This window comes from uncultured Agathobaculum sp., from assembly GCF_963927765.1.
Taxonomy (GTDB): domain Bacteria; phylum Bacillota; class Clostridia; order Oscillospirales; family Butyricicoccaceae; genus Agathobaculum.
Map to the genome: position 1 here is coordinate 1 of NZ_CAWVCU010000083.1, position 9050 is coordinate 9050.

Sequence of the window (9050 nt, forward strand, 5' to 3'; positions counted from 1 at the left end):
GCTTCTTCCGTCTGACCGCTTTCGGCGATCAGAAGCGCACGCTCGAGGCGGCGGAGCGTCTGAAAAAGCTGCTTTCCAAGTAAAATCTAAGGGCTGTCCATGGGGACAGCCCTTTTTATCTGACAGGAGGAATGCGCATGGGAGTTTTGTTTACCAAGCGGTGCGTGCTATGCGGAGAGTTGCTGCCAGCCGCCGGCACAGGCAAAGCCATGCTGTGCTCTACCTGTGCGGCTGAGGTGCGGCAGCGCTACTGCTGCACCCAGACGCCGCATGTGACGGGTGCGGACGATGCCGCCGCAGCGCTGTACTACACCGGCAAGGTGCGCGACGCCATGCAGCGGTTCAAATTCCAGCACAAACAGCACTATGCAGACTGGTTTGCTGCGCAGATGCTGCCGCTGCTGACCGAACGACTGGACACATGGCAGCCCGACCTAATCACGTTCATGCCGATCGGCTGGCTGCGGGGACGCGAACGCGGCTATAACCAGGCTGAACTGCTGGCAAAAGCCGTGGCGGAACCGCTTGGCCTGCCCTGCCGGGCGACGCTGCGCAAGCGCGCGTTCACACCCAAGCAATCCGAGCAGAAGGATGCGGCCGCGCGCCAAAAGAACGCGGAGCGGGCGTTGCTGCCGCTGGCAAATGCCGAAGTGCGCGGCAAATCACTTGTGCTGGTGGATGATATTGTCACCACAGGCGCAACGGCAGCGTCAGCGGTCAGGCTGCTGCGCGAAATGGGCGCAGTGAAGGTTTATGTGCTGGCCGCAGCGCGCACGCTCGGTAAATAGAAAAACCGTCCCTTATGGGACGGTTTCTTCAATTTCATAATCATGAATATGCCATTCATGTACTCGTCCATAGCTGTCGGTCGCTTCAGCAATTAATTCTAAATCCTCAAAAGACTTGGGTACAGTCCAATCCGGTCGACCATAGGCGTAATATTGCCCATTCTCTTCATTGTACTCCACCAGACTTATCTCCTGGCTTTTGAGTTCCGTGTCGTCCTCCCGAAGAACCAATCTGCATTTTACCGGATAGGCGTAAAACCGATCAGACCATGCATTATAGAATCGATACTGAAGCTGTCCTCGAATCGTCGTGCTGCCGTTCTCTGATGTAATAGCACTGCCATCCATCAAGGCTTCTCCTTGCTCATCCATCCACTGATAACTAAACTCAAGCTGATATTCATTTGAAATCCCGCTCACTGTTTCCAGCAGTAGGTTACGCACATCTCTGTTTTCCCGGTTGGTCAGCGTCAGGTACACGGTAAATGCATCCCGCATTGGGATTTCTGTACTACCCACATACGAATTATTCTGTTCCAGAATCGCCGCGCATGTCCAGCTTTCGCCCGCACTTTGGATGGTAAACTTGGGGGTCTCGGTATCTGGGTTCAGTTCCTTCGGTCGCGCAGACAACGATAGCTTCAGTGTCGTCGAAACTGTCTTATTGGCATCATATTGCAGGTCATAAGTAATATCATGTTCGGACAAAGCATCCTCTTCCAGCGTGCTTTGCTGCACGGTACTTGCCGCCTCCTGCGGCTGCGCTTGCATTTGCAATGCGCGCAGTTGTTCCTCCAACGACTGTACCCGCGCCATGGCATAGATGTTGCCCAGTACACTTACCAGAATCAACAAGGCCAGTGCAATAATAAACCACTTTGTTTTTCTCGTCAGGACGGGCGCATAAGAGATTTTCAGCCCCTCTGCGGACAGCTTGACACCCTCCGGCGGTTTCTGCTGCTTGCCCGGCAGCGGTTCGTCCGGCCGCAGCAGCGTATCCACCGGAACACCGAACAGGCGGCTCAGTTCGACCAGATTATCCATCGTGGGCACAGCCTGATCGGCCTCCCACTTGCTCACCGCCTGCCGGGACAACCCCAGCTTTTCGCCCAGTGCTTCCTGACTGAAGCCTTTTTCGCGCCGAAGCGCTGCGATCTTCTCCCCTGTCGTCATATGAGGTCACCTGCCTTTCTGTGCCTTCAGTGTGCCTGAAATATCCTTGAAACGCTACCAACCCGGCGTTTCTTTTTGTCAACCAGCGGTTGCCTTGGGCTTTTCCGATGAAAAAAGCCCCGAAAGACGTCTCCTTCGGGGCTTCCTGCCGGTAAGTAACGCGGGTTTATTCGACGCCCTCGCCCTCACCATCGTTACGATTGTTGAACGCATATTCCGGGCACTTGGTCTTTGCCTCTTCCTCGGTTTCATAAGGGCACGCACGCACGCGACCCTCTGTCTCGGAAAATGCAACGCACATTTTATCATTTCCGGTAGCAAACCGGCGCCGGAACAAGCACCAAAGCTTCTTCATCGCACAACATCCTTTCCTGCCGATTGATAATATTCTAACAATAAATATTATAACGAACCTGATATCCCTTGTCAATCAGGTTCGTTATTTTTTTATCAAATTGTCTGCACCGCTTTATTCGCCGAAGAACTCCTCGTGAATCGCCTTGACGGCCTTCTCGCTGTCCTCTTCGTTAATCAGGACGGAAATCTTGATTTCCGAAGTGGAGATCATGCGGATATTGATGCCTGCCATCGCCAGCGCTTCAAACATCTTGGACGCAACACCTGCGGAGGATGCCATGCCCGCGCCAACAATAGATACCTTAGCGACCTTGGTATTGATCGAAACATCCTCATATCCGATCATTCCGGCATTGTCCTCCAGGATCTTACCGACGCGCTCTGCATCGTCCTCACGGATGGTAAAGGAAATGGACTTTTTATTGTCGCGGCCGACCGACTGAAGAATAATGTCGATATTGACATTATGCTTGGCCATGAGCGAAAATACCTTAAACGCCGTGCCCGGAGTATCCGCTACATTGATAATGGCTACACGCGCACAATTATTATCACGGGCAACACCCGATACATTCATTTTTTCCATGTGAGAACCCTCCTTGACTTTCGTACCCGGATTGCGGGTAAAGCTCGAAACGACCTCCAGGTCGACGTTGTATTTTTTCGCCATCTCAACCGAACGGTTGTGCAGAACCTGCGCACCGAGCGACGCCAGCTCCAGCATCTCATCATAGGTGATCGCATCCAGCTTGCGCGCATTGGGTACAATACGCGGGTCTGCGGTATATACGCCGTCAACATCGGTATAAATCTGGCACAGGTCAGCGCCCAACGTCGCCGCAATGGCAACAGCCGTCGTATCCGAGCCGCCACGGCCAAGGGTCGTCACATCGCCGAGCTTGTTGATGCCCTGGAAGCCCGCCACAATGCAGATCTTTCCGTTATCCAGCTCCGCCTGCAGACGGTCGCCCACAATGCGCTTGATGCGCGCATCCGAATAGTTGCTGTTGGTTTCCAAACCAATCTGCCAGCCGGTCAGCGAAACGACCGAAAAACCGAGCTTCTGGATCGCCATCGCCAGCAGCGACATCGAGATCATCTCGCCCGTGTTAAGCAGCACATCCATCTCACGCTTGGACGGATGCTCGTTCAGCTCCGCCGCCTTAGCGATCAAGTCATCGGTGGTATCCCCCTGCGCGGAGACCACAACAACCACCTTGTTGCCGGCCTGCGCAGTTTTGGTGACAATATCCGCAACATTTCTCAAGCGCTCGGTATCAGCTACCGAAGTGCCGCCGAACTTTTGCACAATAAGACTCATATTGTTTCCGTTTCCTCCTTATATAGCCTGCCGCAGACGCGGCCTCGCTCACATGCGTTTGACGGTCGCACCCACCTCATCGCAGCGCAGCTGCACAGCCTTCCAATGCGGATATTTTTCCGCACAGACCGCCTGCGCACGCGACAGATAGTCACGATCCCCCTTATATACCATCGCAACGATGGACGGGCCGGCGCCCGAAATAAACGCGCCCAGCGCGCCGAGTTCCTTCGCCTCGCGGACAATGTCCTCGCCGTTTTCGATCAGGCCAAAGCGGTACGGCTGGTGCAGGCAGTCCCCCGTTGCCACATCCAGATTTTCCAGCTTGCCGGTCGTCAAGCTGCCAGCCAGCAACGCTGCACGTGCCAGATTGTATACCGCGTCGTGATGCGCGATGGTTTTGGGCAGCGCCGCACGCGCTTTCTCGGTCGAAAGCTTGAAGTCCGGAATGAACACGATAAAATCAATCGCACCGTGCACCGGCACGCGCACATGATGTACATGGCCGTTTTCCAACAGCGCCACACAGAAGCCACCCAGAATAGCGGGCGTGGAATTATCCGGATGCCCCTCGATCGTGGCCGCAAGGTCGATAATAGCCTGCCGATCGAGCGGCTCACCCAGCAAAGCATTCGCCCCCATAATACCCGCAACCGTGCAGGCCGAGGACGAACCCAAACCACGCGTCTGCGGAATGGCACAATCCTCAATGATTTTCAGGCCGGAAAGCGGCTTTCCGCATTCATCATACACCCGTTTGGCACACTGATAGATCAGATTGCGCGCATCCTTCGGCACAAACTGACCGTTTTTATCCGAAATATCAATGTGATCGCTTTCGTCCATGTCGATCACATTATAAAGCTCCAGCGCAATGCCGATGCTGTCGTAGCCCGAGCCCATATTAGCACTCGTCGCCGGAACAGTCACACGAACCATTTTCTGTTATCCTCCTCTTACAGCATACGCATGGCGGCGCGCACTTCGCCACAAGCGTTCAGCTTTTCGATCTTCTCCTGCATATCCGCAGTGGACAGGCGGCGGGTCTTGACGACCACCACGCCGTCAACCGGCTCGGTCAGGCTTTCCACCGGCAGCAGTGCTTCCAGATCACGCGATGCGCCCTTGAAACGAACATACCACGCGCTTTGCAGCGTGTCAAGCGGACGCAGCAGATTTTTCGACCCATCTCCCCAGAAAATGCGGCGGCGATGGTCTGCATGCTCGATGCAGTCGAGCATATCTGCGACTACTGCCGAAGCAGTGGCAAGCTTGCCCGCACCCTTGCCGTAAAACATCACATCACCCGTGGCGTTGCCGTTGACCATGATGGCATTGAACACATCCTCTACCGAAGCCAGCGGGCTTTCCTTGTGGATCAAATGCGGCGCAACATAGGCATACGCCGTGCCGTCCTCACACCGTACCGTGCGGCCGAGCAGCTTGATCACGCAGCCCAGCTTATCGGCGTTTGCTACGTCCTCCAGCGTGATCTTCGTGATGCCTTCGCAGGATACCTGATCGGGATCGAACTTATCGCCAAAGGCCAGATCCGCCAAAATGCAGATTTTACGGCAGGCATCGTGACCCTCGATATCAGCCGTAGGGTCTTTTTCCGCATAGCCGTTGAGCTGTGCCTGCTTGAGCGCATCCTCAAAGGTGACACCGTTATGGATCATCTGAGTCAGGATGTAGTTGGTGGTGCCGTTAAGAATACCGCAGATCTCATTGAACTCGTTGGCGGCCAGACATTGCAGCATCGGGCGGATGATCGGGATACCGCCGCCGACCGATGCTTCAAACATATAGTTGACGCCCTTTTCCTCCGCGATCCGGAGCAGCTCCTCGCCACGGGTTGCGACCAACTCCTTATTCGAGGTGCACACGCTCTTGCCCGCCAGCAGGCAGCGGCGCGTGAACTCATAAGCAGCCCCCACGCCGCCCATGACCTCGGCCACGACCGTGACCTCCGGATCGTTTTCGATCACGGAAAAGTCCGAGACAAACTTATGCCCATACGGCAGCGCGGAAAAATCGCGCAAATCGAGCACATATTTGACTTCGACCGGCTCACCGACCACGCGCGCGATTTTTTCGGCGTTCATTTCAAACACCTCATACACGCCGGAGCCTACCGTACCGTGTCCCATGATTGCTGCTTTTATCATAACCCTGTTTCCTTTCTCTCGGTTCTATTTTTATTCAGATGCCAGAATTTCCACCTTGCTGACGCCCTCCATCTGTTCCGCACGGTGCATCAGTTCCTCAACCGAATATTTCATTTCTCCGGTACGGGCGGAAATGGTCACAGATGCTTGCCCGCGCATTGGAATCGACTGGTTGACCGTCAGCAAATTCGCACCCGAACGGGCCATCAACCCCAGAATGCTCGACAATACGCCCGGCTGATCGTGCAGCATAAAGTGGAAGGTTACGATCCGGTCGGTTGTCGCCTCGAAAAACGGACGCACACCATCCTTATATTTATAATACGCACTGCGTGACAGCCCGGCAATCTTTGCCGCCTCGCTTGCCGTCGCCGCTCTGCCCGAGGCAATCGCCTCATTTGCTTCGATCACACGCTGAAACACTTCCGGCAGCAGTGTTCGTTCGACCAGATAGTATTTTGGTTTTACCATGCGCTGTTTGTCCTCCCTAAAAAGACATGTGTCTTTCTCACGCTTTCCTATCATACCATAAGCGAGCGCTAAGTGCAAGGGAATAACTGATAAATTTCCCGATTTTCCTCACATACTTTTGTCATATATGACAAAGCGGTTATCCTTTTCTGGTCAAATCGCATATGGCTTTCTTTGCACCCATATGATATACTATATAGAATTGTGAAAAAGAAACCGGAGATTGAAACAATGCATCAGAAAAGTGTGAATGGTACCTTTACTTCAAAAGTCGGCTTCGTGCTGGCGGCGGTCGGCTCTGCGGTTGGCATGGGCAACATCTGGATGTTTCCTTATCGCACCGGACAATATGGCGGCGCGGCCTTTCTCATCCCGTACCTGCTGTTTGTCGCACTGTTCGGCTATGTCGGCCTGTCGGGCGAATTTGCTTTCGGCCGCCTGACCGGAACCGGCCCAATCGGCTCTTACGAATATGCGATGAAAACGCGCGGCAAAAAAGGCGGCGCGATTCTGGGCGCAATTCCGCTGTTTGGTTCGCTCGGCATCGCCATCGGCTATTCGATCATCGTCGGCTGGGTAGTCCGGTGCGCGTTTGGCGCGCTGACCGGTACGCTCATGACCACTGAACCGGAAACCTATTTCGCGCAGATGAGCGCAGCGCCCTTGTCGAGTGTGCCGTGGCATGTGATCGTTGTCGTGATCACGGTTGCTATCCTAATTTTCGGCGTTTCAGGCGGCATTGAAAAGATCAATAAAGTGATGATGCCCGCGTTCTTTATCCTGTTCCTGATTATCGCGATACGCGTGCTCTTTTTGCCGGGTGCGCTGGAGGGCTACAAGTACCTGCTCGTGCCGCAGTGGGAATCCCTGCTCAATCCTAGTACCTGGATCATGGCGATGGGACAAGCATTCTTCTCGCTGTCGGTAACTGGCTCAGGTATGATTATTTACGGCTCCTATCTCTCCAAAAAAGAGGACGTTGTCCATTCTTCCTGTATGACCGCCGTGCTGGACACCTGTGCGGCGATGCTTGCCGGCTTCGCCGTTATCCCCTCGGTATTTGCCTTTGGTCTGGACCCGGCATCCGGCCCCAAGCTGCTGTTCATCACGCTGCCGCGTGTGTTCCAACAGATGCCGCTCGGACGGCTGTTTGCCTTCCTGTTCTTCATTTCTGTGCTGTTTGCCGGTATCACTTCGCTGGCGAACATGCTCGAAGCAGTATCTGAAGCGGCACAGACCCGCCTCAAGCTGAACCGCAAAGCCGCGGTTGTGCTGGCTGGTGCGGCAACGCTTGCCGTTGGCCTGTTTATTGAACAGGAATCCCTGATGGGCCGCTGGATGGATATTATCACAATCTATGTCGTGCCGATCGGCGCGATTTTGGGCGCAGTAATGATCTACTGGGTGCTCGGCGTTAAGAACATCAAGAAAGAGCTGATGGAAGGCCGCGATAAGCCGCTCAGCCCTGCTTACGACTTCCTCGCCAAATATGTCTATGTCTTTCTCGCCGCGCTGGTTGTGATATGCAGCTTTGTCATTCCCGGCGGCATCGGCTAAGTAAAAAGCACAAAGGAGCGGCTTGACCGCTCCTTTTTCTTTCGCTCCCACGCGCAAAACAAAATCCCACGGTTTCCCGTGGGATTTTTTGCTTGCAGAAATCAGTCCTGCTTCTGCGAATCCTCAGACGCGGTCTTTTCTTCCTCGTTTGACTCGTGTGCGTCGGTGGCTTCAGCCACGCTTTCCGGCGCCTTGCCAACCTTCGCATCCAATTCTTCCTTCAGTTCGGTCATCAAATCCTCGCCGACTACCTTATCCGGTACGACCTCGCCATTGAATACTTTGACGAAGGTCTCGCCGTCCATGGTTTCGTTGCGGATCAGATACTCCGCTACGTTGGTCATCTGCTCCAGATGCTCGCTCAGCAGCTTCTTGCAGGCGCGATACGCCTCTTCGATGATGCGATGAATCTCATCGTCGATCTCTGCTGCCTTGACCTCGGAATAGCCCTTACCCGCTGCAAAGTCGCGGCCCAGGAAGATTTCTCCGCTGTCCGAACCGTAATCGATCGGGCCAAGCTTCTCGCTCATACCGTAGCTGGTGACCATCGCACGCGCCATCTGGGTTGCCTGCTTGATATCACCATATGCGCCAGTCGAGATATCCTCCATCGTCAGCTGCTCGGCTACACGGCCGCCCAGACAAACGATGATATATTCTTCCATATATTTCTTAGTGCGATATGCCTGATCCTCCTCCGGCAGCGGCATGGTAAAGCCGCCCGCACCGGAAGAACGCGGAATGATCGTAACGTGATGCACAGGGTCCTGCGTCGGCAGCACATGGAAGCAGATCGCATGACCAGCTTCATGGTACGCCGTCAGACGCTTATCCTTATCGGTGATGATGTGGCTCTTCTTTTCGACGCCCATAACCACCTTGAGCAGGGATTCTTCAATTTCTTCCTGCGAAATCAGCTTCTTATTGCGGCGCGCTGCCAACAGCGCTGCCTCGTTGAGCAGGTTTTCCAGATCCGCGCCGGTGAAGCCCGCCGTGGTCTTAGCGATATCCGCGAACTTAACATCCGGATCGAACTGCTTGTTGCGCGCATGCACCTTGAGGATCGCTTCGCGGCCCTTGACATCCGGTGCGCCGACATAAACCTGACGGTCAAAACGGCCCGGACGCAGCAGCGCGTTATCCAGAATATCCTTACGGTTGGTTGCAGCGATGACGATGACACCCTCGTTTGCGCCGAAGCCGTCCATCTCGACA

Annotated in this window: 9 protein-coding genes; 2 read left to right on the forward strand and 7 right to left on the reverse strand. The window is 54.6% G+C overall.

Features of this window, described 5'->3' with window-relative positions:
- The first annotated feature begins 137 nt into the window (after positions 1-137).
- Positions 138-788, forward strand: a complete 651-nt coding sequence (locus ABGT74_RS07410) for a phosphoribosyltransferase family protein (protein WP_346705055.1) — start codon at positions 138-140, stop codon at positions 786-788.
- 12 nt (positions 789-800) lie between these two features.
- Here the strand turns inward: ABGT74_RS07410 and ABGT74_RS07415 are convergent, their stop codons facing one another.
- The 6 genes from ABGT74_RS07415 to ABGT74_RS07440 form a co-directional block, all read right to left on the reverse strand.
- A complete protein-coding gene (locus tag ABGT74_RS07415) occupies positions 801-1961 on the reverse strand; it encodes a helix-turn-helix domain-containing protein (RefSeq protein WP_346705056.1) in 1161 nt (386 codons plus the stop codon).
- 166 nt (positions 1962-2127) lie between these two features.
- On the reverse strand, positions 2128-2316 hold the full coding sequence (locus ABGT74_RS07420; RefSeq protein ID WP_346705057.1) for a hypothetical protein: 189 nt from the start codon (positions 2314-2316) through the stop codon (positions 2128-2130).
- A 114-nt stretch (positions 2317-2430) separates the two neighbouring features.
- Entirely contained in the window at positions 2431-3639 is a 1209-nt protein-coding gene (locus ABGT74_RS07425; protein ID WP_297283894.1) for an aspartate kinase, read from the reverse strand.
- A gap of 48 nt (positions 3640-3687) precedes the next feature.
- Entirely contained in the window at positions 3688-4578 is an 891-nt protein-coding gene (gene thrB / locus ABGT74_RS07430) for a homoserine kinase (RefSeq protein ID WP_297283893.1), read from the reverse strand.
- A 17-nt stretch (positions 4579-4595) separates the two neighbouring features.
- Positions 4596-5807, reverse strand: coding sequence for a homoserine dehydrogenase (locus ABGT74_RS07435; RefSeq protein WP_297283892.1), 1212 nt, complete (start codon positions 5805-5807; stop codon positions 4596-4598).
- A 30-nt stretch (positions 5808-5837) separates the two neighbouring features.
- On the reverse strand, positions 5838-6278 hold the full coding sequence (locus ABGT74_RS07440; RefSeq protein WP_297283891.1) for an ACT domain-containing protein: 441 nt from the start codon (positions 6276-6278) through the stop codon (positions 5838-5840).
- A 231-nt stretch (positions 6279-6509) separates the two neighbouring features.
- Between ABGT74_RS07440 and ABGT74_RS07445 the strand changes: the two genes are divergently transcribed.
- Positions 6510-7835, forward strand: coding sequence for a sodium-dependent transporter (locus ABGT74_RS07445; protein ID WP_346705058.1), 1326 nt, complete (start codon positions 6510-6512; stop codon positions 7833-7835).
- A 101-nt stretch (positions 7836-7936) separates the two neighbouring features.
- Here ABGT74_RS07445 and ABGT74_RS07450 read toward each other — a convergent pair.
- The coding region (locus ABGT74_RS07450) for an AAA family ATPase (protein WP_346705059.1) at positions 7937-9050 on the reverse strand (1114 nt) is incomplete at its 5' end.